Genomic DNA, 21,613 nt, shown 5'->3' with positions numbered 1-21,613 from the left:
TCACGGCTCCGGTCGCTCACCAAGATCATCGAAACGTCCAAAACGGCTGAGTAACCGACAAGAGATGGATGGCGCCCCAAGGCATTCTCTCCTCGTCACTGCTTCTCCCAAGCACCGAGGAAACGAAAAATGACCATTCAAGCCAAAGCCGCCCCCGGCGCCCGCCTTCTGAACGCCGCCGATCACACGCTGATCATGATCGACTTTCAGTCCCAGATGGCCTTTGCCACAAAGAGCATCGATGCCGTCAACCTGCGCACCAATGCAGCGCTTGTTGCCAATGCCGCGAAGACCTTCAACGTCTCGACCATCCTGACCACCGTTGCCGAGAAGAGCTTCTCTGGCCCGATGTTCGACGAGATCACCACCACCTTCCCTGGTCAGGAGATGCTCGACCGCACCTCGATGAACACCTGGGAAGACGTGGCCGTGATCGCCGACGTCAACCGCATCGCCAAGAAGCGCATCGTGCTCTGCGGCCTGTGGACGAGTGTCTGCATCGTCGGCCCGGCCCTGTCAGCGCTCGACCAGGGCTTCGAGGTCTATGTGATCGCTGATGCCTGCGGCGATGTGAGCACGGAAGCGCATGACCGCGCCATGGATCGCATGGTGCAGGCTGGCGCCCAGCCGATGACATCGCTTCAGTATCTGCTCGAACTGCAGCGCGACTGGGCGCGTGGTGAGACCTATGAGGCCACCACCGGCATCGCGAAGAAGCTCGGCGGCGCCTACGGCCTCGGCGTCACCTACGCCAAGACGATGTTCAACGCCGCCGAAGGCCACTGACCCCGTCCCCGCCGGTCGTTCCGCGTCCCGCCTCCCAACCGGAACGACCGCCTAAGCCTGGCGCGGCCTCCCCTCCCGCGCCAGGCTTAGGTGGACGACACGTTCGCAGTTCCACCGCATGCATTCGATCTCACGCCGAAAGGAAACGGTGATGAAACTCTATCTCATATCACTCGCAGCAGGGCTGCTCGTCGGCATGATCTACGGCGTCCTCAACGTGCGTTCCCCTGCACCGCCGGTCATCGCGCTGGTCGGATTGCTCGGGATTCTGATCGGCGAACAGATCGTGCCGCTCGCCAAGGGCGCTCTCGTTCGGCAGCCGATCACGACATCGCTCCCGAAGCACAGTGAAACGCGGACGACGACCGACCTCAGCGAGACCCGCAGGCCGCAGGACCGGGCGGGCTGAGCTCCTCGCCCCGCGTAGCGATGCCTCTCAATTCAGAAGGAACACTGTGATGGATGCCGACCTCATCCTCTACCACGGACTCGTGACCACGCTTAACCGCTCCAACCCGTCGGCGACGGCGATTGCAATCAAGGACGGCAAGTTTCTCGCTGTCGGCAGCGATGCCGAGATCATGAAACATGCCGGTCCGCAGACCAAGACCGTCGACTTGCGCGGAAAACGGGTGCTGCCCGGCCTCAACGACAACCACACCCATGTCGTCCGCGGCGGGCTGAACTTCAACATGGAACTGCGCTGGGATGGCATCCGTTCGCTTGCCGATGCCATGGACATGCTGCGACGGCAGGTGGCAGTCACACCGGCACCCCAATGGGTGCGAGTGATCGGCGGTTTCACCGAACATCAGTTCGTCGAGAAGCGGCTGCCGACGATCGAGGAGATCAATGCGATCGCGCCGGACACGCCCGTCTTCCTGCTACACCTCTATGATCGCGCGCTGCTGAATGCCGCCGCCGTCCGCGCTGTCGGCTTCACCAAGGACACGAAGGATCCGCCGGGTGGCGAGATCACGCGCGACGCCGCCGGCAATCCGACCGGGCTGCTGCTCGCCAAACCCAATGCCGGCATTCTCTATGCAACACTCGCCAAGGGACCGAAGCTTCCCTTCGACTATCAGGTCAATTCGACGCGCCATTTCATGCGCGAGCTCAACCGGCTGGGCGTGACGGCCGTCATCGATGCCGGCGGTGGTTTCCAGAATTATCCGGATGACTATGCCGTCATCCAAAAGCTGGCGGACGAGGACCTGCTGACGGTCCGGCTCGCCTACAACCTCTTCACCCAGAAGCCGAAGGAGGAGAAGGAGGACTTTCTCCGCTGGACCTCCTCGGTCGCCTACAAGCAGGGCACCGACTACTTCCGCCACAACGGTGCCGGCGAAATGCTGGTCTTCTCCGCCGCCGATTTCGAGGATTTTCGGCAGCCACGCCCTGACATGCCGCCGGAGATGGAAGGCGATCTCGAAGAGGTGGTCCGGGTCCTTGCCCAGAACCGCTGGCCGTGGCGCATGCACGCGACCTATGACGAGACCATCTCGCGGGCGCTCGACGTCTTCGAGAAGGTGAACCGCGATACGCCACTTGATGGCATAAACTGGTTCTTCGACCATGCGGAAACAATTTCCGAGCGTTCGATCGATCGCGTGGCGGCTCTTGGCGGTGGGGTCGCGGTTCAGCACCGCATGGCCTATCAGGGCGAGTATTTCGTCGAGCGATACGGCCATGGTGCCGCCGAAGCAACGCCGCCGATTGCCAAGATGCTCGATCGCGGCGTCCATGTTTCGGCGGGCACCGACGCGACCCGTGTTGCCTCCTACAACCCTTGGGTCTCGCTCGCCTGGATGATCACCGGCAAGACCGTTGGCGGCATGAGCCTTTATCCGCGGCAGAACTGCCTGGACCGCGAGACGGCGCTCCGCATGTGGACCGAAAAGGTCCAGTGGTTCAGCAATGACGAGGGTCGCAAAGGGCGCATCGAAGCCGGCCAGTTCGCCGACTTGATCGTGCCGAGCAAGGACTACTTCTCCTGCCCGGAGGACGAGATCTCCTTCCTCACCTCCGACCTCACCATCGTCGGCGGCAAGGTCGTCTACGGCGCCGGTGACTTCAGCGGCGTTGATGCGCCGCCGCTTCCTCCGGCCATGCCCGACTGGTCGCCGGTCAGAACCTTCGGTGGTTATGCCGCCTGGGGCGAGCCGCAAGGGGCTGGCAAAAACTCACTGCGCCGCCACGCGATTGCGTCCTGCGGCTGCGCCAATGACTGCGGCGTGCATGGTCACGATCATGCGGGCGCGTGGACCTCCAGCCTGCCCATCAGCGATCTCAAGGGCTTTTTCGGTGCGCTCGGCTGCTCCTGCTGGGCTGTTTAGGAGAGAAGACGATGACAACGATCACACGTTTTGAACAGACCTCTCCGCCGACGCGCCGCAATGCGCTGAACGGATCGACGGCAAAGGTCCTGATGCTGAGCGCGCTTTGCTCGGCTTATATCCAGGGTGCCCTGACGAAGCTCTTCGATTTCGGGGGCGCCATTCAGGAAATGACCCATTTCGGCCTCCTGCCGGCACCCCTCTTCGCAGCCGGCGTGATTGGCTTCGAGCTCGCGGCATCCGCCATGGTCATTACCGGCTTTCATCGCCGCGTCGGAGCCTTGGCGCTCGCTGCCTTCACGCTCGCGGCGACCTTCATCGCCCTGCAGTTCTGGACGATGCCGCAGGGTCCGGCACGCACGGGCGCGACCAATGCCTTCTTCGAGCATCTCGGTCTGGTTGCCGCCTTCCTTCTCGTCGCCCGGACAGATGCGAGCGGTCAAACGTCCAAAAAACCGGCCTAGCCGACAAGAGCGCATGGCAGCCAGGCCCTAGTCTCCGATCATCCAATCAGCAGGAACCAAGCGATGGATCAGAAACACGAATTCCTTTTGTCCCGGCGGCAGGCACTGCTCGCGGGCGCCACCCTTTCGCTGGCATCGACGCTCCCGGTCTTTGCCTCGGAAACCCTCAACGCACTTCAACAGGAAGGAACGATACCAATGACCGAGACCTATGTGACCACCAAGGACGGCGTCGAAATCTTCTACAAGGACTGGGGTCCGAAGGATGCGCAGCCGATCGTCTTCCATCATGGCTGGCCGCTGTCGTCCGACGACTGGGACGCACAGATGCTGTTCTTCCTCCTCAACGGCTACCGAGTCGTGGCCCATGACCGCCGTGGCCACGGGCGCTCGCAGCAGGTGAGCGAAGGTCACGATCTCGACCACTATGCCGCCGATGCCTCGGCCGTTTTCGAGAAGCTCGACCTGCGCAATGCCGTTCATATCGGTCATTCCACCGGCGGCGGTGAAGTCGCCCGTTACGTCGCGAACTTCGGCGAACCGCAGGGCCGTGTGGCGAAAGCCGTCCTGGTCGCGGCCATCCCGCCGATCATGGTGAAGACGGAAGCTTATCCGGGCGGCCTGCCGATCGAAGTGTTCGACGGTTTCCGTTCGGCGCTCGCCGCCAACCGCGCGCAGTTCTTCCGTGACGTGCCGGCCGGCCCCTTCTACGGTTTCAACCGTGATGGTGCGACCGTGCATGAAGGCGTGATCCAGAATTGGTGGCGCCAGGGCATGATGGGCGGCGCAAAGGCCCATTACGACGGCATCAAGGCCTTCTCGGAAACCGACCAGACGGAAGACCTGAAGAACATCTCCGTTCCGACGCTGGTGATGCATGGCGACGATGACCAGATCGTTCCGATCGCCGCTTCCGCCGAGATCTCCGTCAAGCTTCTGAAGAACGGCACGCTGAAGGTCTACAAGGGCTTCTCGCACGGCATGCTGACCGTCAATGCCGACGTCATCAACCCGGACCTCCTGGCCTTCGTGAAGAGCTGATCCGGCTTGTGCCTCCCAGGCCGCCGCCTGACCCGCGGCGGCCTTCGTGTGTCTACACCCTGCCCGTTTTGCAGCAGGGCGCTCCGTCGCACCGAACCTTCGAGAGGTGATCGTCATGACCCAATTGCAGCCTGACAAAGCGGAGGCAGGCAGTGCGCTCGCTCCGTTCCATCATACAGCCTTCGCAGTCCTTTGGACCGCAACCGTCATCGGCAATACCGGCACCTATATGCGCGATGTCGCGAGTGCCTGGCTCGTCGCCGATCTCTCAGCCTCTCCGGGTGCCGTCGGCCTCATCCAGGCGGCAGGGACACTGCCGATTTTCCTGCTGGCGCTGCCGGCGGGCGTGCTGGCCGACATTCTCGACCGGCGCAAGCTGCTGATGGCGATGCAGGTCGTGCTGCTGGCGGTCAGCCTTGCGCTGACGCTGCTTGCCTGGCGCGGGCTGATCACTGTCGAGCTGCTGATCGGCCTCACCCTTGTCGGCGGAACGGCCGCAGCCATCGCCGGTCCCGCCTGGCAATCCATGGTGCCGGATCTCGTTCCGAGATCCCAGTTGCGCAATGCGATCGCGCTGAACTCCGTCGGGATCAATGTGTCACGGTCGATCGGCCCTGCGGTCGGCGGCATACTGCTCGGCGCCTTCGGCGCGGCTTTCGCTTATGCAGCGGATCTTGCCACCTACCTCTTTGTGATCGGCGCACTCCTCTGGTGGCAAAACCCGCGGACCGAGGTGAGCCACATCCCCGAACACTTCTTCGGCGCCTTCCGGGCGGGGCTGCGCTATGCCCGCTCGAGCCGCAAACTGCATGTCGTGCTGTTGAGGGCCGGCGTCTATTTCATCTTTGCCAGCGCCACCTGGGCGCTTCTCCCCCTCGTCGCCAAGGATCTTCTCGGCGGCGGAGCGAGCTTCTTCGGCCTGCTGCTTGGCTCGGTCGGTGCCGGGGCAATTGGCGGAGCAACCATCCTGCCGAGACTGCGCAACGGTCTCAGTTCCGATGCCATTCTCCTGGGATCTGCGATCCTAAGCGCCGGCGTCATGGTCGCGCTCACCTTCGCACCACCGCAATGGGTGGCCTTCGTCTGCCTCTTTTTGCTGGGCAGCGCGTGGATCGCGGCGCTCACCGTCCTCAATGGTGTTGCCCAGGCCGTGCTACCCAATTGGGTGCGCGGGCGTGCACTTGCGGTCTACCTCACCGTCTTCAACGGGGCGATGACGGTTGGCAGCGTCGCCTGGGGCATCACGGCCGAAGCAATGGGGCTGACAACAACATTGTGGATTGCGGCCGCCGGCCTGAGCTTGAGCGCAGTCCTCATGCACCTGATCAAGCTGCCGCTGGGTGAAGATGACCTTTCCGCTTCCCACCACTGGCCCGAGCCGATCGTGGCGGATAGCGTTGCCCATGATCAGGGTCCCGTCATGGTGCAAATCGAGTACACGGTTACCGCAGCCGATCGCCCCGCATTCCTCCGCGCGCTCAACCTCCATGCCGAAGCGCGGCGGAGAGACGGCGCCTATCTGTGGGGCGTGAGCGAGGATGCGGCAAAGCCCGAGCAGATCGTTGAATGGTTCTTCGTCGAGTCCTGGGCCGAGCATCTACGACAGCATGAACGCGCATCGCACGCGGACGCCGAGATCCACGGCCAGCTCATCGGCTATCACCAAGGCGAGGAGCGACCGACGGTACGGCACCTCATCGCCATTTCGGCGAGAACTCGAGATGGGAAATAGGCCCAAAGGCGGGGCGCTTCGGCGCCTCGTCAGGTCTGCGGCTGGACGCTGATTGCCCGCTCGATGCAGGCGATCAGGGCTTCTGCCTGATAGGGCTTCTGAAGCACGCAGACGGGCGCCTCGATATGCTGGCGGACGGGCGCGTCAGCAAAGGCGGTGATGAAGATGACCGGGACAGGGTCTCTGCGTTGCCTGAGCGCTGCAAAGAGTTCAATCCCGCTCATGCCCGGCATCTGGACATCGGAAATCAGGCAGGCCGAGCGGCCGTTGCTGGGCGAATGGAGGAAATCTTCGGCGGAAGAATAGGTCGCGACGTCGAAGCCGCAGGATCGCAAGAGGCTGCTCGTAGCACGAAGGACTTCGACCTCGTCGTCGATCACTGAAATCAGCCTGGGAGCATGCACCTTGATCTGCCAATCTCCGGTCGGGACCGGGTTTACCTCGCATGCCTTAATAGACTTATTTCATAACTTTATCGACTATACCTGAGTTTATCTGCTCGCCGGCGCGCCCTGATTTCGTGAGATCGCTTCCGACATCTTCACCAGATCGGCGAAGGTTTTGGCCATCATCTTGCGCATGATCTTGCCGCGATGGATCTTGACGGTGATCTCGCTCAAATCCAGTTCGCCGGCGATCTGCTTGTTCATCAGGCCGCTGGTCGCCATTTCCATGATCTGGCGCTCGCGCGGAGTGAGCGATGAAAACCGCTCTTTCAGTTCCGCCTCGAGCCTGGTCTCGCCCTTGGCCGCAGCCCGGGTCAGGCAGGCGGCAGCGACAGCGTCGAGCATGTCCTGATCCCGGAAGGGTTTCGGCAAAAAGTCCGCGGCTCCGGCCTTCATGGCCCTTACCGACATCGGTATATCGCCATGGCCGGTGACGAAAACGATCGGGATTTCGACGCCCATTTCAGAGAGTTTCTGCTGGAAATCGAGGCCACTGGTGAAGGGCAGGCGCACATCCAGGATCAGGCAATCGGCCTCTTCCAGGGATTGCACGTCGCGGCACAGATCAAGCGGCGTGGCATAGCCCTTAACCCGATAGCCAACCGAGCGCAGCAGGCTATCGACAGAACTGCGGACGATTTGCTCGTCATCGACGACCAGAACGAGAGGGCTCACGGACATCCTTCGCCTTCCAGGGATTTTAAGTGTTCAGCTTGTTTAAAACCCGCGTCGCTGCTCCGGCAACTATACGTGGGTATGCGAGGCTAGCACTGCAGTCTGACGCTTATCAATTCCCGTACAATTTCTTTGAATCGCCGTTCGCATGAAGATCTCCCCATACACCAGAACCACCGGGGATCGTCATGTCAGCACTACCGTTTCAGATCGACGACAGCCTTCACCGAGCGCCTCTTGACGCGGTTTCGCTTTCGTCACAGCACCATCAGCTTAACCGCCTGCTTGCCCATGCCATGTCCCTCGTCGAGCAAAACGAGGACACTGCGATGGATCTCCTCCGGAAAGCGTCCGCCCTAGTCGGCAGCCCTGATTTGCCCGAAAACCCTGTGCCCTCGACGCGTGGTGGGTTGGCTCCCTGGCAGATCGGTCGGGTCAAGCGGCATATCGACAAGGAGCTTGCCGGTCGGATCAATATCGATGAGCTGGCCCAGATCACGCGGCTCAGCACCAGTTATTTTTCTGCCGCCTTTCGGGCCAGCTTCGGGACATCCCCGCACGACTATATCTGCCGGCGGCGCATCGATCATGCCAAGCAGTTGATGCTCACCACCGACACGCCGCTATGCGAAATTGCGCTTGATTGCGGTTTCGCCGACCAGTCCCATCTCTGCCGCGTCTTCCGCCGCATTACGGGCCAGACACCAGCCGCATGGCGGCGCAATGGGCGGATCGCCTGAGGCGGCATCCGTTCTGCCGTGCTGCCTACTCTGTTGCACGCGGCCCTGCGTGCGACGACGCCTTTAGCCTTTAGAGTGCCGAAGGCGCCTTCCGCGCTGATCGCGCGCTTCGTGCGCGATACCGCCAACCGGCAAAACCTCACCATCCGAAAATCTCCAAGCCTTTCCCGCAATGGAGCACGCCACAATGTCTGGCGGCAGGCTCTGCTGTTTGGTCTGGTGCTGCTGATCGGCGCATAGAGCAACGGGACCGAAGCCGATCGTGGCCCGGTCCCGTTTAGATCGCTGGCTGTGAGCCTGAACGCACCCGTTTCCCATGCGCTCCTTATGTGTTGCGGCAGATCTCGAAGAGGAACCAGACACGCTGTTCGCCCTCATCGATCCACTGTTCAAGCAGGCTGGTTGAGGCAACATCTCCATGCTCGGCACAGAGCCCATGCGTCTGGCGGGCAAAGGACACGAAACGCTCGTTGTCGTCCCGGAGCTCGGCCAGCATATCCTGCGGTGTCACATAGGCCGCATCGTTGTCCAGCAACCGCTGGAGCCTGGCGATATGGCCGCTGGAGCGGATTGTCGTGCCGCCAAGCTTGCGGACCCGCTCGGCGATCGCATCGGTCATCGCGAAGATCTGGCCTGCCTGCTCATCGAGGAGCAGGTGATAGTCGCGGAAGGACGGCCCACTCATGTGCCAGTGGAAGTTCTTGGTTTTGAGATAGAGCGCGAAGGTATCGGCAAGCAGGCCGGTGAGCGCTGCGGATAAGTCGTTCACGGCTTCGGGTGAAAATCTGGACGGTGTGGTGAGTGCGGCCTTTCGGCGCGCTTCGACTGCGAGAGGCTCCATGGGTCATCTCCTGTTCGCCATGCGGTGGGTGCTGGGTCTCCGACAGACGCCTCCGGCGCCGGCCCGGCCCCGCGCGGCAAGTCTACGCCGCCCGCGAAAACCAGCCCATCAGCCGCTGGTATGCTCGTCCTTATACATCGGGATGATGTGGGGTGATTGGCACGTGTTGCCCGCTGGCCATCGCAAGCATTTCGCACTCGGGGAGCAAGCTGACGCTACACCGTTTTCGCATCCCGGCCCTCGCCGATCGATGCCTTGACCCAAACCATGGGTCACTCCCGCCCTGCCTTCGGCATGGCTGCAGCATACCAATGTTGGTAGCGAGCGAACTCAGGTTCAATGGAACCTCATCCCCCTCGCTGGCACTCTGAACTGGCTGATCAACCACGCAGTCTTCTCCTCCCGGATGCGAGATCAGCGGCCTACCAGGCCTCCCGCCAGAGACCTGTTTTGCAGCAGCAGTCAGATGAAACCGGCCGAAGATCGGCCCTCACTCAACCCTTGAAGGAACACGACCATGAAGACCATCCTTACCGCTCTCTCCGCTGCCCTGATTTCGTTCGCAGCCGGCACGGCCGCTTTCGCATCCGTCCAGCCGATCCCGGGCTCGATCACCTACGACAACAGCGATGTGATGCTCGAAAAGGCTCCCGCCGGCTCGACCTTCTTCCACACCTTCTCCAACGGTGACGGTCGCGATGTCCGCGAAATCTACAAGGTCAATGCCGACAAGTCGGTGACCCTCGTCAACCGCACCATCTCGAACGCTTCCTGACCCCAGGCGCACTGCAGACCAGATCGGCCGAGAGCAACCTCGGCCGATCCGGCGACCACCTTTCAACCAAAGTGCCAGCCACGTGCCTCGGCACCGAGACCATGACAAGGAGCGAAACAATGCGAACCATAATTCTGGCCGTCGCCGTAGCATCCGTCAGTGTGATCGGCGCACTGGCAAGCCTACCGCCCGCCGAGGAACTGACGCGCGGCGAATTCATCTGGTCCGAGAAAGGCAAAACAGAGCCGGACTCCATGCAACTATGCTCCCTGCCGACACCCGGTCCTAACATCGCCATGCCGACGATCGAGATATACAAGTCCAGCAGGCTGCATGCGACGCACAGCCCAAACCGGTAGGCGTGCTAGCCATATGAATGGTCAGCCTTCACTTACGCCTAGCGTTGCATTCGGCTGCGCAGACATGAGCAGTCGATAACGACATACCGCGGAACCAACTGCCGCTCTCCCGCCATGCTGACGTCAGCCCAAAGCCAGGGATCAAAGATGGCGTCCATGGTCGCTAGGTCTCTCTGGTGGGACTGTGGTCACAGCATGCGATCGACTGCAAAGCAGACCACCACGACGCTCTCTTGGACCTCTCCCATTTGTGAGCCCGATAATAAGATAGCCTTGCTCCTCAGGTGAATTGAAGTAGTTTCTAATTCAGGGCAGAGGGGGCATTCGTGGATCATTCGACATTTGCATCTGAGCGTTTGGTGCTGGAGCGCAAAGGGCCTGATTTTCCGTTCTACTCAGACACTCCACCAAGCGTGTCGGGGACCGCCTGGCTTTGGGTGCTCGCGGCTGCAGCCAGCGGATTTGCAGCGCTTGGCATCCCGTTGCCCTTTGAGGACAATATTGTCACGGGTTGGCTCAGGGCCGTCGCTTTCGTCGCTTTGCCACTGGCCGCGCTCGCTATCGCGGCCCCCGGTCGCTGGCGGGCAATCTTCAGGCGCGTCGGCATTCGCGACGTGCTGCTGATGTTTGGCTTTGCAATCCTCAACATCATCGTGACCCTTTCCGTCGGAGCGCTGCTGCAAACCTTTGGCACTGTCAGCACCAATTCAGCGGTTGCGGATGCGGCCGACCTCGAAGGCGCGCGGCTGGCGAGTTTCTTTGCCAAAGTCGGCCTGCAGTTGCTCGGGGAGGAACTGATCACAATCCTGCCCTTCCTCGCCATCCTTGCCTATCTGCATAACAAGGCGGGAATGGGCCGCAATGCAGCGGTGCTGGCTGCGTGGCTTTTGTCGGCGGTCATCTTCGGGATGCTGCACCTGCCGACCTATGACTGGAACTTTGTGCAATGCTTTGTTGTGATCGGCTGCGCCAGACTGATCCTGACCTGGGCCTATGTTTGGACCAAGAATATCTGGGTCAGCACCGGGGTGCATGTCATAAACGACTGGGCGCTGATCGGCTCGACAGTCTTCCTGGCGCCGCTTGCGACTGCGGCCTGAACCGCTTGGCTGGCACAGACGGTCCAACACAGTATGCGAGGACCTCTCTCGGAAGCGGCTCAACCCGCGTCGGAAACCGAAAAAGGCTATCTGCCCGAGCAGCAGACGGGCGATGAAACTCACTCTCGGCAGTCTTCGGGTGTCAGCACGATCAGCCAGCGCCTGAAAGCCGGGCTGTCCTCATAGCGTCCGGCGCCTTCATAACGCACGGGTGGCAGGGCCAGCCGGGCCATATCATCCAGCGAAAAGCCCCAGCCACGCTGGTCCCCGCTCAAGCGATTGTCGAAGCGCGAGCCAACGCCACAAACAGCGAAGGTATCGTTCGGCAGTCCGATCCTGGCATAAAGTGCCGCCTCCTCAGTCATCCGGGCCTCGGTGGCGGACACGGCTTCGTCGAGAAAGGCTTCCATGTCGACCGACTTGCCATCTGGCCCAACGGCGTCGCTCGCCTGCGGGGACACCATGGCGCGCAGGTGTTCGCGCAATGTCACCCCCTCTTCGGCAGCCGTCATGGCGAAGCCGCGATCATTGCATGCCATCCCAGGAAAGCGTTTTCGCGGATTGTGATCGTGGCCGCGGCGGGCGCGATGAAATTGGCGCAGGATGAAAAACAACCCGTATCGATCGTCAGATGCGGCCTCAGGTCGGCGATGATGAAACCGATCTGGATGGCGGCCTTGGTGTCGCCGCCGCCGGAATTCACCAGCATTTTCGTGATCTGGCCATCCGGAACCTTCGCCAGCACCGCCTTCAGCGCCTGCAGGCCATTGTCGTTGGTGCCGCCGATATAGATCAGGGTGTCGCCTTCGACCCTGACATCGGGCATAGGGTTGGCCGAAGGCTTGCCACCCGCATCAGCAAGAACGGGGCTGGCCAAACACGCTATGGCAAACATGGCCGTCAGTAGTCTCATCGCGTCCTCTCCCAGTCTCGCCTTGAGCGTTTCTCCATGGCCAGCTCTGCGGCACACCAGGAGATGGTTCACGCCATGATGACGAAGTCCTTGCCGGTGCGGGTGTCGGGCGCAAGCGGTGCATCGGTCAGGATCAGCACTGCACCGGGATGCAGGACACTCTGCATGGTCGACACAAAGGCCGGGTCTGCGGATATTCGGGCAAGGAGGCCGGTGGCCATGTTGACCACGCCTTCATCATCATTCGGATTGGCAAACGCGATCCAGCGCATGCCGCGTGTCGCTTCGTCGAGGCCATCGAGCAGGAAGACATGGCTGCCGAGCTTGTCCTGGCCATTCACAGTGATCCGGCCTTCGGCGCGGATCTCGGAATTTTCAACCAGCAAGGCCTTTCCGTCAAAGGTCGACATGATGACCGAAACGACGGGTTGCTTCTTGAGGTCGGTCCAGTCATTCGGTCGCTGCTTGCCGCGCAGAGCCGTTACGGCATCGGTGAATTCCCGGGCGGCATAGGCGCCAAGTACCATGCCTGGATGGGTCAGGTTCTGCGGATCCTGGACGGATCCCGCGATGATGACCGGCGTTCCGAGATGCGTGATGTCGAAGAGGCGTTCGGAAAAGGCCATGGGAAGACGTATGCAGCCGTGCGACGCAGGATAACCCGGCAGATTTCCCGCATGAAGCGCGATGCCCGACCAGGTGAGCCGGTTCATGTTCGGCATCGGCGCATCGTCATAGGTACTCGATTTATGGTGCTTGTCCTTCTGCAGGACGACGAAGACGCCGGTCGGCGTCTCGTGGCCGGGCTTGCCGGTCGAACAGGTGGACACGGCTATGCGAATGCCGTTGCGATAAACATGCACCCGCTGTTCCGGGAGAGAGACGACGACTGCTACACGTCCGGTGCGCTGCCGCTCCGGATGCCAGGTGAATTCGCCGGGCTTCAGCGCGGCGATCTCTTTCATCACTTCACCGGCAAGTGCCCGGCCGGGCCCAGACAAGGCCGCCATGGCCGCCAGACCGGAGATGAAATGCCGCCTGCCCTGTTTCTTTTCCTTCATGGCCGATCTCACCTTCTCATCAGTGTCGGCCCAGAGCATTTCAGGGTGGCTGCCGGCTGTCCAATGAGTTTCGTACTTGCATTTTAAAAAACCCTCATGGAACGTTGTATATGCAGTACGCCGGCTTGAGCGCATCGGAGGGATCAAAGCATGGAGTTTCGCCATAACCTCAGGGCCTTGCATACGTTCGAGACCGTATCCCGCCATCTCTCCGTTTCCGCGGCGGCCGCTGAACTTGGCGTCATCCAGAGCGCCGTCAGCCATCAGTTGCGACTACTGGCTGAAATTGTTGGCGAGAGACTGATTCAGAAAAGCGGACGCGGCATTGCGCTGACCGATGCAGGACGTGATCTCGCTCAACGTCTGCAGCCAGCATTCGCCGAGATCCATCGATCGCTTGCCGAGACCATCGGCGGCTCCCGCAATCGCCTGCGGCTTGCGGTGTGCAGCAGTTTTGCGACAGCGTGGCTCGTACCACGGATTCGATCCTTCTATGCTGCGCATCCAGATATCGACTTGCAGATCATGATGTATGCACAGGATCCGGAACTCACCGATGCCACGGGCGACGCTTTCGTCACGACCTTGCCAAGGGATCCTGGCTATCATGCGCAGCTTCTCTGGCCGGAGTTGTTGGTACCCGTCGTCTCGTCGGCCCTTATCGACGGCAAGAGCGAGTTCAATTACATCACGACCGAACTGTTGCCCGGCAGAATAGGATCCGACTGGCACGCCTATGCACGACACGGTGGACGCACCGACCTGGTCCCGGCTGACGACCGCTGGCTCTTCGCCTCGCACTATATCGTCGCGCTGGATATGGTCCGTCTGGGACTGGGTGCCGCCCTTCTGCCGGATTTTCTTGTCGCGCGGGAGATCAAGTCCGGCTCCCTTCGGCTTCTTCACGATGCAACATTGCCGACACTCGAGGACTATCATCTGTGCATCAAGGAGAGCCGCCGGTCTGAGCCTGCCCTTGACGCCCTTGTGCAATGGTTCCGGCAAGAGGTCCCGAAGCCAAACGGCGCTCAGCGAACCGGGAGGCTCCGCCTTGTGCAACCATGAGAGCTTTTCACATTAGACTAATTTAATTCACTGGTTTGCAAACATTCCGCATGCCAGTCTGAGGACAGCGAAAGGTTGCAAGGCAGTCTTTTGAAGACTTCCCAACGGGAGATGTCCGATGCGTTTGTTGCGTGCGTTCTTCGGTGGTGTGTTTGCGTTGACGCTTGGCGTTATCGTTGATGTCGGGCAGCAGGCGGCCGTCGCGCAGGAGCCAAGTGCCCGGGTCGAATTCGGTCGTGGCCAGAGTTCAACTGTCATCCGCGGCACGGTCCGTGGCTACGACGGCGCCAGCTATCGCATCAATGTCCGCGGTGGCCAGAGGCTCGCCGTCACCATGGATAGCTCGAACAGCAGCAACTACTTCAACATTCTCGGCCCCGGAGGCGGCGAAGCGCTGTTCAACGGTTCGATATCAGGCGATTTCGCCGATGTTATCGTTCCCGAGAGCGGTGACTATACCGTGCAGGTCTACCTGATGCGCAATGCCGCGCGTCGCAATGAACAGGCGCGCTTCACGCTTCGCATCGAGGTCACGGGCGGCAGGCCGATTGCGCCGCCCTCACCCGATTTCGCCGATGGCCTATCCGGCGGGCCGGACTTCTTCCAGGTGGCCGGCATCTCGCGGGGCGATACCTTGAACATTAGAACTCGTCCCAGTGCGCAAAGCCCGATCGTCACTCGTGTCGTTAACGGCGAGATCCTGCGCAATGGTGGATGCCGCATGACCGGACAGACCCGCTGGTGCCGGGTGTCTCGGCCGGATGGCAGTGATGCTGGATGGGCGGCGGGTCGTTTTCTGATCGAGGCAAGCAATTAAGCCCGGGCCTGGATGAGAGGCCGTTAAGAAAACCGGAGGGGGAGACGCATGACCAGATCCAGACCGACAACAGGAATGATTTGCCTCGCCTTCGGGCTGCTTGCAGGCTGCACCTCGGACGGGACATCGCAGCCGCCGTCGATGGCCGCCTCGACCCAGCCTCTGATGGACGAGAGTGTGTCGCCAACAGCGCGCAGTGCATGCCTCGCGGCCGTGTCCAACACGGCCAACAATGGCGACGTCCAGATCACCGAAATGATCTTCTCTGAGGCCAATTCGCAGGTGACGGTCGGCGTCGGACCGACAAGGGCCCCGTGGCGCTGCCTTGTCTCGAACAGCGGCGTGGTCGCCAATGTAATGTCGATGACGAACGAAGGCAGCCTCTAGGTCGCAGGCGCCATGGGTCGTGGGAAACGGCTCGCGACCTCAGGTAGTGGGCAAATCATCCAAGGGAATCATCGTGCGACATCTCACCTTTCGTCTTGTTCTGTGTCTTGCCATGGCTCCCGTCGCCCACGCCAATGATCGGCCACCTGTGCCCGCGATCGGACCCGATCAGTTGGCCTTTTCCCTTGAAAACATGGACAAGGCATCCGACCCGGGGACCGATTTCTACCGCTTTGCACTCGGCGGCTGGATCGACCGGGTCGAGCGTCCGGCGGACCGGGCAATGGTCGATGCCTTCGACTTCATGGGCCGACGGCTGACGGCGCAAATGGAAGAAACACTGCTCGATGCCGCCGCCAAATCAGAAACGGCGGAAAGGGGAACGCCGATCCAGCAGGTGGGGGCCTTCTACACCTCCTTCATGGATGTCGCGACACTTGATGCCAAAGGCATGACCCCACTCGACCCAGAGATGGCCAGGATCGATGCGATTGTCGATCTCGGCGACCTCGCCAGCTATCTCGGCCACTATCTGCAGATGGCCGAGGATCTGGCCCTGGCAGGCTTCGTGCCGATGACAGATATGGCGGATTCGACACGTAATTCCCTTTACTTCGCCGGTGCGTCCCTCGTGCTCGGTCAGCAAAACCTCTATGAGGAACCGCCGGGCTCGGCGCTCGACCTCGCCTTGCGCAAGAACCTGGCCGACATGCTGGTCGCAGCCGGTTACGAACACTCGCGAGCGACAGCGGTCGCGGCGCTCGTCGCCGATATCGACCGGGAATTGCATGGCGGGATGCTGACGCCGGTGGAGGCTGCCAATCCGGCCAACACCTATCAGCCCGTCCCTTTCGCAGCCCTGCAGGCGGAAATTCCCGAGCTCGACCTTACCGCTTTGCTCGCTGGCCTCGGCATGAAGCCGCCGGAACGGGTCATAAAGTCGGAGCCACGCTACCTGCCTATCCTGGGCAAGGTGCTGCGTGAACGCCCGATTGAGGAGATCCGTGACTATCTGAAGGTCAAGCTAATCAACCGCTTCAAGTTCTATCTCGGCAGCCGCTTCGAGGTCGTGATCGCCGATCAGCAGAAGATCCTGGTGGGCGTCGAAAAACTACCGCCACGCGAAGAGCGGGTGCAAAACGAACTGAAACTCTTTCTCGGTCATCCGGTCTCGCAGCTCTATGTCGAGCGCTATTTCGATGACGAGACGCGGGCCAAATCTGCCGACATGGTGGGGCGCGTCAAGGACGCTTTCCTAGCCCGGATCGAGACGCGGGACTGGTTGACTGAGGCTACACGGGCGGCGGCGAAGGACAAACTGGAGAAACTCACCTTCGAGGTTGGCTACCCTCAGACATGGATCGACATGTCTGAGGTCGAGGTGCGCCCGGATGACCTGATCGGCAATATCCAGCGGCTGATCGCATTCGACGTCAAGCGGTCGCTCGACAAGTTCGACGATCCGGTTGAGCACGAATCCTTTGCCAATGTGCAGTCGACGCTGCCGATCATCGTCAACGCCGCCTATGATCCCTCGATCAACGGCTTCGAAGTTCCTGCCGCCATTCTGCAGCCTCCGGCCTTCGAGGCCGATCTTGATGCCCCCGTCTATTTCTGCCGTCTCGGTGCCGTACTGGGCCATGAAATGACCCATGGTTTCGACAGTCGCGGCCGGCAATACGATGCCGATGGCAATCTGCGGGACTGGTGGACGCCCGAAGACACGGTTGCCTTCACGCGAGAAGCCGAAAAGCTCGTCGCGCAGGCAAATGCCTATGAAGTTCTCCCAGGTCTTACCCTCAACGGTGCGCTAACCGTTACGGAAAACATGGCCGATGTCGGAGGCATCACGCTCGCCTACGCCGCGCTGCAGGATTACCTCGCCGAAAACCCGGAAGAGAATGTGGCGATTGACGGTTTTTCGCCAGGGCAGCGCTGTTTTCTGGCCTGGGCGCAATTCTGGGGCATGAAGGCGACCGACGGGGTCATCCGCAGCGTCTTCATGAGCGATGCGCACGCGCCAGGCATGTATCGATCAATTGCGGCTCTCAAGCATGTGGACGAGTTTTACAGCGCCTTCGACATTACGGAGGGAGAACCGGAATGGCTGGCGCCAGAAAAGCGTGTGCGGGCCTGGTGAGACGCCTGTCTTGGCGGGCACCGGAACATAAACGACTCCAGGAAGGGGAACGATCATGAAACGCTATATCGCCATTTTCACCGCCACGGCACTCGTGCTGGCGGCAGCCACGCAGCCGGCGACGGCTCGCATGAGCGACAAGGACAAGGCGGCAGCCGCCGCAGCCGCGATCGCCTTACTCGGCATCGCGGCCCTTGCCCACAACAAACACCATTATCAAAATGGCTATGAACCGAGCAATGCCGAGGAGACGGCCGAATTCGAGCGCGGCTACCGCGACGGCTTGCATGGTTATCCCTACTGGGAAGGCAATCGTACGCCGAGCTATGCGCAAGGCTATCAGGCGGGCGACCGCGAACGGGAAAACAGCATGGCGCATCGGCGTGTCGCAGCAGACGCCAAGGCCCCACCCATGGCCTATCGGGGCTGCGCCGAAATCGTCGCGCGCAACTTTGCCGTCGGCATGAACCACGTGCATTTCACCCGGGCACGCTCGCCGGCCAAACATGAATGGCTGATCGAGGCCGCGGTCGGGCACCAATACATGACCTGCACCATGCGGGACACCGGCCAGTTGATCGACTTGCGCGGCGGACAGTTGTGAAAACCGGCACCGCCGTCAGCCGCAGGCACGATGCCAGCAGAGGATTCCGGCGCGTGCGCCGGAGCTCTGGGGACGGATCCGGCACGGGATTGATCTGAAGTGAGGAGATTGACAATGCAACGGTGGTTCCGCTGGATCAGGGCGTTGCCAGTGCTTCTGACGCTCATCCTGCTCTGTGGGACGGCCCCCGTATCAAAAGCCGCCGAAGCGCTACCGGACTACGAGGCAAAGGCCGGGATGCTGGAAATCGGCATCGATCCCGAACGGCCGGATGCCGAGATCTTCCACATGGATTACACTCTGAAGGGGGCCGATCCGGCCACGCGGCCGGTAACCTTCGTGTTCAATGGCGGCCCAGGGGGATCGAGCATCTTCCTGCATATGTCGGCACTCGGGCCGAAGACGATCAAGACGTCTGGAGACGGGACATTCCCTGCCGTTCCGGCAAGGCTGGAGGACAATCCGGAAAGCTGGATTGCCTTCACCGATCTCGTCTTCATCGACCCCGTCGATACCGGTTACAGCCGCATGCTCTCGGGCGCGGACGGCAAGCCGGGCGATCCAAAGCCGTATTACAATACGACAGCAGACGTGAATTCGATGGCCATCTTCATTCGCAAGTGGCTGACGGTGAACAATCGCTGGGCCTCGCCAAAGGCGATCGCCGGAGAAAGTTATGGGGGCCTCAGGGTCGCGGCCCTGATGCGGATCCTTGCGGAGAACTATGCCGTCAATATCAACCGCGCCATCCTGATCTCCCCTGCCCTCAAGGTCGATGTCGATGCGGGCAACTATTCGATCCTCTATCCGATGACCCTGCTGCCCACCCAGACAGCGATTGCCTCCCATCACGGCTTGAACGACGTGAAGGTCGACGAGGCCGGGATGAAGGCAGTCGAAGACTATACGCTGAACGGGTTCCTGACCGGGCTGGTCTCACTCGGGCGCTCGACGCCGGAAGGGCGAAAGATCTTCTTCGATACGGTGGCCCACTATACGGGCCTCGATCCGAGGCTCGTCGAGCTTCACAACGGGCGCATTCCGGAAACGCTCTATGTCGGCAGTCTCTTGTCCGATCGCGGCCTCATTCTCGACCGGTATGACGGGACACAGGCGAGCGACAACCCTACCCCTCAGGAGCCCGGTCTCGCCGTGCTCGACCGATCGCTGACCGTGCTGAGCGGCGTTCTCCTCGCACCCTTCATGGACTATGTGCGGAACGATCTCGGCTACACCAGCGACAGGCCCTACATCCCGCTCAACCTCGTGACCAATGCCTCCTGGGATTACAGCGGAGACATCGGCACGCCGGACGATATCGGCATTGCGCTGGCCCAGAACCCGGATCTGAAAGCGCTGGTCGTGCATGGGTACCACGACCTCGTCACCAACTACTTCCTGTCCCGCTACACGCTGGAGCAGACGACGCGGGCCCGCGGCGCGCGGGAGCGGCTTTATTTCGGCAATTATCCCGGTGGTCACATGTTCTATCTGCAGAGCAAGAGTCGATCGGAGTTTTTCAAAGACGTGAAGGGGTTCTTCGCGGAATAAACGAAATCAAGCTTCGTCCGAACGGCATGGGGCAGAGGTTAAAGTATTCCACAGAACCTCTCCTCGCCCCCGTGCCTTGCACTCCGCGCCGAGGAAATCGCGTGCCGATATCCCATTGTGTTTGCGTCATGCCAGACATCCTCTCAGCAAGCATCGCAACCAACGACTTTGCACGCAGATCAGGTCTGCGACAACATACAACCTATAGGTTCAGTTAAGATTGCACTCACCTTCGGGAGCGGACAACTGACGCCTCATGGCTGAACATATTTCGATCTTCCTTCACCTCGTCGCCACTCCGAGATTGACTGTTTTCCTGTCAAAGAATTCGTTAATCTGAGCCCAAAGACAAGCACGTCAACGATTTAAAATTCGGCGAAAGCGCTCTGGAACAGAGCTTGCAGAAACCTTTGAACTGCCTCCTAAGCTTTGCACAGATCCCGGTTCATCACCCAAGGAACCGTCGCATGCGGCAGAACACCGGATAGGTTGAATTTCACTAAAACAACCGCAATGTGAGTTAGCACCTTAGTCTTTACGTTAAGGTATAATTAGATCATCTTCATGTAAGGTTCTCCATAAGGGAGAATCCGATGAACGAAGTGACAGAAAACGTACTCGAGGCGAAGCTCTACGAAGCCGTCGACCAATTTGCAACCCTGAGCGGCATCGCAGGCGTACGCTCGGACGAAGCTGGCGTCGTGCAGACAGCCGGCGACGACGCTTCCAGTGCTATTGCCGCATCAGACGGTGCGCAGAGCCCTTCATCGGTGATCATTTCCGGCGTTACGTCCACCGCGCCCAGAAGCGAGGGGCAGCCATCCGATGACGGAGCATCCGTCGCGCAACCTGTCGCGGGTGTTTCGGGATCCGGCGCGAGGTCAAACGCTGCCTCACAGGCGACTACCGGCGGTCAACAAAACGCTGGTGAAAACGAACTTGCAGCCCTCGACAGCGCCCAAGCAGGCGGGGCGCCTCTCGTCGGTCGTGGCCCCTCTTTCGAGGTGAGCTCGGATGACGATTCCACAACCACGCCCGAAACGGATACCGCTCTGCCTGACGAAGATACGGATCAAGGCGACGGGACCACAGACGACGCAGGCGAAGACACCTCAGGCGATGGTGGTGGTGGCGGTGACGGCGGTGACGGCGGTGACGGCGGTGATGAAGTCGACGGCGATGACGACGGTGGCAATAGCGACGGCGACGGCGACGGTGGTACTGACACCGTCGACGGCACGGACGATACCGATCTTTCGGTTGACGTGAATATCGATCCGCCTGTGGTCGGGCCGATCATTGCCGATGTGGATGTCGGACTCGACCCCCTGGAAGACCTTCTGGGGAGCGACCTCGACGTCTCAATTGATGTTGACGCTGGCATCGTTGATACGGTGGGAGGCACTGTCGACGACATCCTGGGAAGCGGCGAGGATGACAATGACATCTCGATTGATCTGAACATCGATCCGCCCGTCGGCCCGGTCATCGGAGATGTCGACAGCGATCTGGACCTGATAGCAGATGGTTCAGGGGGCGGTGTTGATATTTCAATCGACGTGGACGCCGATCTTGACGACACTTTGGGTGGAGTAATCGATGACATTCTGGGCGGGGATGCCGATCAGGGCCCTGACGGGGACAGCGATCTGAGCATCGATCTGACCACCGATCTCCCGATCATCGATCCAATCACGGCCGATGTCGATGTCACTTTGAATGCAGTCGAAGACCTGCTCGGCACCGATATTGATGTCGACCTCGATGCGGTCGCCGATCT

22 protein-coding genes and 1 pseudogene are annotated in these 21,613 nt (G+C 60.8%); 17 read left to right on the top strand and 6 right to left on the bottom strand.

Annotation, left to right across the window (positions count from 1 at the left end):
* The first annotated feature begins 129 nt into the window (after positions 1 to 129).
* The 6 genes from IP76_RS13505 to IP76_RS13480 all read left to right on the top strand — a co-directional run bounded on the left by IP76_RS13505 (position 130) and on the right by IP76_RS13480 (position 6,359).
* A complete protein-coding gene (locus IP76_RS13505) occupies positions 130 to 786 on the top strand; it encodes a hydrolase (protein WP_054158755.1) in 657 nt (218 codons plus the stop codon).
* A 151-nt stretch (positions 787 to 937) separates the two neighbouring features.
* Complete coding sequence (locus tag IP76_RS13500; RefSeq protein WP_054158754.1) at positions 938 to 1,195, top strand: XapX domain-containing protein; 258 nt, start codon at positions 938 to 940, stop codon at positions 1,193 to 1,195.
* 49 nt (positions 1,196 to 1,244) lie between these two features.
* Complete coding sequence (locus tag IP76_RS13495; RefSeq protein WP_054158753.1) at positions 1,245 to 3,122, top strand: amidohydrolase; 1,878 nt, start codon at positions 1,245 to 1,247, stop codon at positions 3,120 to 3,122.
* Positions 3,123 to 3,133: 11 nt separating this feature from the next.
* The gene (locus tag IP76_RS13490) at positions 3,134 to 3,586 is read left to right on the top strand and encodes a DoxX family protein (RefSeq protein ID WP_054158752.1); all 453 of its coding nucleotides are present in this window, start codon (positions 3,134 to 3,136) and stop codon (positions 3,584 to 3,586) included.
* Positions 3,587 to 3,649: 63 nt separating this feature from the next.
* Complete coding sequence (locus IP76_RS13485) at positions 3,650 to 4,627, top strand: alpha/beta fold hydrolase (protein ID WP_054158751.1); 978 nt, start codon at positions 3,650 to 3,652, stop codon at positions 4,625 to 4,627.
* A gap of 115 nt (positions 4,628 to 4,742) precedes the next feature.
* On the top strand, positions 4,743 to 6,359 hold the full coding sequence (locus tag IP76_RS13480) for an MFS transporter (RefSeq protein ID WP_082352533.1): 1,617 nt from the start codon (positions 4,743 to 4,745) through the stop codon (positions 6,357 to 6,359).
* 29 nt (positions 6,360 to 6,388) lie between these two features.
* On the opposite strand, the gene IP76_RS13475 is transcribed toward IP76_RS13480, so the two are convergent.
* Together IP76_RS13475 and IP76_RS13470 are read right to left on the bottom strand one after the other, a co-directional pair.
* Positions 6,389 to 6,763, bottom strand: a complete 375-nt coding sequence (locus tag IP76_RS13475) for a response regulator transcription factor (RefSeq protein ID WP_054158750.1) — start codon at positions 6,761 to 6,763, stop codon at positions 6,389 to 6,391.
* An 87-nt stretch (positions 6,764 to 6,850) separates the two neighbouring features.
* Positions 6,851 to 7,486: a response regulator transcription factor gene (locus IP76_RS13470; protein WP_054158749.1), complete on the bottom strand. Its 636-nt coding sequence runs from the start codon at positions 7,484 to 7,486 to the stop codon at positions 6,851 to 6,853.
* Positions 7,487 to 7,668: 182 nt separating this feature from the next.
* Here IP76_RS13470 and IP76_RS13465 point away from each other — a divergent pair, with 182 nt between their 5' ends.
* Positions 7,669 to 8,220, top strand: a complete 552-nt coding sequence (locus IP76_RS13465) for a helix-turn-helix transcriptional regulator (protein WP_054158748.1) — start codon at positions 7,669 to 7,671, stop codon at positions 8,218 to 8,220.
* Positions 8,221 to 8,545: 325 nt separating this feature from the next.
* Here IP76_RS13465 and IP76_RS13460 read toward each other — a convergent pair whose 3' ends face one another.
* Complete coding sequence (locus IP76_RS13460) at positions 8,546 to 9,061, bottom strand: Dps family protein (protein WP_054158747.1); 516 nt, start codon at positions 9,059 to 9,061, stop codon at positions 8,546 to 8,548.
* A 517-nt stretch (positions 9,062 to 9,578) separates the two neighbouring features.
* Between IP76_RS13460 and IP76_RS13455 the strand changes: the two genes are divergently transcribed.
* The 3 genes from IP76_RS13455 (at position 9,579) to IP76_RS13445 (ending at position 11,295) form a co-directional block, all read left to right on the top strand.
* A complete protein-coding gene (locus IP76_RS13455; RefSeq protein WP_054158746.1) occupies positions 9,579 to 9,836 on the top strand; it encodes a hypothetical protein in 258 nt (85 codons plus the stop codon).
* A gap of 119 nt (positions 9,837 to 9,955) precedes the next feature.
* On the top strand, positions 9,956 to 10,195 hold the full coding sequence (locus IP76_RS13450) for a hypothetical protein (RefSeq protein WP_054158745.1): 240 nt from the start codon (positions 9,956 to 9,958) through the stop codon (positions 10,193 to 10,195).
* Positions 10,196 to 10,521: 326 nt separating this feature from the next.
* A complete protein-coding gene (locus tag IP76_RS13445; RefSeq protein ID WP_156318572.1) occupies positions 10,522 to 11,295 on the top strand; it encodes a CPBP family intramembrane glutamic endopeptidase in 774 nt (257 codons plus the stop codon).
* 119 nt (positions 11,296 to 11,414) lie between these two features.
* On the opposite strand, the gene IP76_RS13440 is transcribed toward IP76_RS13445, so the two are convergent.
* From IP76_RS13440 to IP76_RS13430, 3 genes are all read right to left on the bottom strand, one after another.
* Positions 11,415 to 11,807 carry a hypothetical protein gene (locus IP76_RS13440; protein ID WP_156318571.1) on the bottom strand — a complete coding sequence of 131 codons (393 nt, stop codon included), beginning with the start codon at positions 11,805 to 11,807 and terminating at the stop codon, positions 11,415 to 11,417.
* Positions 11,804 to 12,208 carry a hypothetical protein gene (locus IP76_RS13435; protein WP_156318570.1) on the bottom strand — a complete coding sequence of 135 codons (405 nt, stop codon included), beginning with the start codon at positions 12,206 to 12,208 and terminating at the stop codon, positions 11,804 to 11,806. The genes IP76_RS13440 and IP76_RS13435 overlap by 4 nt, the downstream gene beginning before the upstream one ends.
* 68 nt (positions 12,209 to 12,276) lie before the next feature.
* Positions 12,277 to 13,269, bottom strand: a complete 993-nt coding sequence (locus IP76_RS13430) for a L,D-transpeptidase (RefSeq protein ID WP_054158782.1) — start codon at positions 13,267 to 13,269, stop codon at positions 12,277 to 12,279.
* Positions 13,270 to 13,419: 150 nt separating this feature from the next.
* On the opposite strand from IP76_RS13430, the gene IP76_RS13425 reads away from it, so the two are divergent.
* From IP76_RS13425 to IP76_RS13395, 7 genes and pseudogenes are all read left to right on the top strand, one after another.
* Positions 13,420 to 14,334 carry a LysR family transcriptional regulator gene (locus IP76_RS13425; RefSeq protein ID WP_054158741.1) on the top strand — a complete coding sequence of 305 codons (915 nt, stop codon included), beginning with the start codon at positions 13,420 to 13,422 and terminating at the stop codon, positions 14,332 to 14,334.
* A gap of 118 nt (positions 14,335 to 14,452) precedes the next feature.
* Positions 14,453 to 15,151: an SH3 domain-containing protein gene (locus IP76_RS13420; RefSeq protein WP_245281463.1), complete on the top strand. Its 699-nt coding sequence runs from the start codon at positions 14,453 to 14,455 to the stop codon at positions 15,149 to 15,151.
* Positions 15,152 to 15,199: 48 nt separating this feature from the next.
* A complete protein-coding gene (locus tag IP76_RS13415) occupies positions 15,200 to 15,538 on the top strand; it encodes a hypothetical protein (RefSeq protein WP_245281462.1) in 339 nt (112 codons plus the stop codon).
* Between the two features lie 73 nt (positions 15,539 to 15,611).
* Entirely contained in the window at positions 15,612 to 17,678 is a 2,067-nt protein-coding gene (locus IP76_RS13410) for a M13 family metallopeptidase (protein ID WP_245281461.1), read from the top strand.
* 55 nt (positions 17,679 to 17,733) lie between these two features.
* The gene (locus IP76_RS13405; protein ID WP_054158739.1) at positions 17,734 to 18,282 is read left to right on the top strand and encodes a hypothetical protein; all 549 of its coding nucleotides are present in this window, start codon (positions 17,734 to 17,736) and stop codon (positions 18,280 to 18,282) included.
* A 114-nt stretch (positions 18,283 to 18,396) separates the two neighbouring features.
* The gene (locus tag IP76_RS13400) at positions 18,397 to 19,833 is read left to right on the top strand and encodes a S10 family peptidase (protein ID WP_054158738.1); all 1,437 of its coding nucleotides are present in this window, start codon (positions 18,397 to 18,399) and stop codon (positions 19,831 to 19,833) included.
* Positions 19,834 to 20,426: 593 nt separating this feature from the next.
* Positions 20,427 to 21,613, top strand: a pseudogene (locus IP76_RS13395) (hypothetical protein); the annotation flags it as partial.

This window comes from Rhizobium sp. AAP43 (assembly GCF_001296045.1).
In the GTDB taxonomy this organism is placed as follows: domain Bacteria; phylum Pseudomonadota; class Alphaproteobacteria; order Rhizobiales; family Rhizobiaceae; genus Allorhizobium.
Note: the sequence above shows the minus strand (reverse complement) of the source record. Positions and strands in the feature narration are given on the sequence as shown.